Source organism: Actinomadura montaniterrae, from assembly GCF_008923365.1.
GTDB classification, from domain to species: domain Bacteria; phylum Actinomycetota; class Actinomycetes; order Streptosporangiales; family Streptosporangiaceae; genus Spirillospora; species Spirillospora montaniterrae.
Map to the genome: position 1 here is coordinate 1 of NZ_WBMR01000441.1, position 2,439 is coordinate 2,439.

Annotated in this window: 2 protein-coding genes; one reads left to right on the forward strand and one right to left on the reverse strand. The window is 77.2% G+C overall.

Going from position 1 to position 2,439, the window contains the following annotated elements:
* On the forward strand, window positions 1-1,032 hold a 1,032-nt coding region (locus F9B16_RS52110; protein WP_192809409.1), incomplete at its 5' end, for a hypothetical protein.
* 76 nt (window positions 1,033-1,108) lie between these two features.
* Here F9B16_RS52110 and F9B16_RS50105 read toward each other — a convergent pair.
* Window positions 1,109-2,284 carry a winged helix DNA-binding domain-containing protein gene (locus F9B16_RS50105; protein ID WP_151547300.1) on the reverse strand — a complete coding sequence of 392 codons (1,176 nt, stop codon included), beginning with the start codon at window positions 2,282-2,284 and terminating at the stop codon, window positions 1,109-1,111.
* Window positions 2,285-2,439 lie beyond the last annotated feature (155 nt).

The following is a 2,439-nucleotide window of genomic DNA, read 5'->3' on the forward strand; positions in this document are numbered from 1 at the left end:
GTCCCGGCGGCCCTGCCCGAGGCGCCGCACCGGGGCGGCCCGGACGCGGCGGCGGGCGTCCGCTCGCCGGGGAACCTGGTGGACCCCTCGACCATCGTCACGATCCCCGCGGCCCTGCCGGGCGGCGCGACGTTCACCCCGGACGCGCTCGGCGCCGACGGCACGGTCGTCGGCCGCACCGCCGACGGCCGCGTCTACACCGCCGGCCCGAAGGGCGGCCGGCCCCGGCCGCTCGGCGTCCGCGCCGAGGGCGGCCTGGCGGTCGGGAACGGCTTCGTCACCTGGATCGCGCCGGGCTCCTGGAAGCTCAGCTGCCGCACCTCCGAGGGACGCACCGGCGTCATCGGCCCGCAGGGCGCCACGCCCGCCGACCCCGTCCTCACCGGCGGCGGTTCGGTCGTCGGCGACGACCCGATGAACCAGCCCTTCGCCGCCACCGGCTGCGGCGACGCCGGCCGCACCGTCGACAACCACGGCAAGGGCGTGCTGGGCTCGGCACTGGCGTTCGCGTACCCGACGCTGTTCGTCGCGGACACCTCGAACGACGACGTCCTGCGCGAGATCGACGTCAGGACCGACGCGATCGTCCGAGAGCACCCGCTGCCGCCCGGCGTCCGGCCGCTGAAGCTCACCGGGAAGCCCGACAAGGGCGGCGCGCGCCGGGCCGTCCCCGGCACCGGACCCGACCAGAAATGGCAGGCGGCGGCCAACAAGGAGTACTTCGCCTCACTCGTCGACGGGACGCTGCGGATCGTCGCCCGCGACGGCTGGAAGCCCCTCACCCCCCTCGACGTGGGGAGGGCGCGGCGCGGCACGAAGGCGGACGGCGGCACGCGCCTCACCGCGGGCGACCGCCTGATCGCCTACACGAGCGGGGGCGCCTCCGGCGTGATCGACACCATGACGCTGGAGAGCCGGCGCGAGCACCCGTCCGGCATCCGCTGGACGGTCGTGCAGGGCCCGGTGTTCGCGGCGGGCGGCTGGCTGCTGTGGCGGGACGGCGCCGCCTACCGGCTGGGACGCGTCCGGTGACCGCGCCGGCGGCGGGCGCCGCGAGCGGTCCCTCCGAGGGCGGCGCGTTCCTCGCGGGTCTCGTCGCGCGCGGCGGTCAGGCGGTGAGTTCCTTCTCCAGCGGGGTGCGGAACCTCGGGATCGCGCGGACGTCGCCGTACCAGGCGCCGATCCGCTCGGCCTCCCGCGCGACGGCCGCCTCCGCGTCCGCGCCGGCGTCCTCCAGCAGCCGGACCGCGATCTCGCCGTCCTTGCGCTGCGCCCAGCCGCCGATGATCCGCCCGTCCCACCAGACGGACGGGCCGATGTTGCCGCTGCGGTCGAACAGCAGCGGGCCGTGGCCGCCGAGGAACCAGCTCCGCTCCTGCCAGCCCATCGGGGTCGCGTCGAGCGCGGGCAGCAGCGCCGCCGACGGCTCCGCCGGGGGATCGGGCTCCAGGTCGTCGGCGAGGACGATCCCGGTCGCGCCGCCGAGGTCGACCTCCACCGTGTCGAGGAGGGCGAGGGCCTTGCCCACCTCCCCGGCCGTCCAGCCCGTCCACCACTTGAGGTCGGCGACGGGGGCGGGGCCGAAGGCGCGCAGCCACCGCCGCACGACCTCGGCGCGCGCCTCGTCCGCCGGGACGGCCGCGATGCCGCCGGGCAGCCACGTCTCGATCGGCGCCCACCGGTACTGGCTGCTGGTCCACCCGCCGTTCGGGCGCCCCCGCACGATCAGCCCCTCGCAGCCGAGCGTCACCAGCACCCACGTCGTCACGCCCGTCGGCCGCGAGTACGGCTTGCCGGGCGCGGGGTCGACCTGGGTGCGCAGCTCCGGCACGGCCGCGCTCAGCTGCGCGCCGGTCGCCTCGCCGCGCTCCAGCAGCGTCCGGTGCGTCGCGTCCTCGACCCGGCGGAACCAGGCCGGGACGTCCGGGATGTCGCTGCCGCGCTCGATCAGCGTCCCGTACCGGCGGCGCTGCTTGGCAGCGAGCGCCGTCGCGGTGGACGCCTGCAGCGCCGGGACGAGGTCGACCGGCGCGACGAACATCGTCCGGCGCATCGCCAGCATCCGCAGCAGCGTCCGGTCCTCGTAGAGGGCGCGCTCCACGTCGGCCGGGCCGGCCGTGTCGCTGCGGGCCGCGACGGACAGGAACACCGTGGCCGGGTCGGTGGCGTGCAGCACGACCAGCGACCGGGCGATCTCCGCGACGTCGCCGGTGCGGTCCGCCGCGGCCAGCCGGTGCCGCCGGACGAGCCTGGCCCGCCGCTCCGCCGTGCTGATCGAACGCATGAACGAATCATAGGGCCGCGCAGCGCCCGGCGCACCACGGAGCTGGATCTCCGGCCCGGCCCGTGCTGCACTGGGCGGATGACCGGTGACGAGGCGCCCGGCCTGGTCGTGTGCGCGGCGCTGCGGCTGGAGGCCCGCGCGGTCGCGCGCGGCCT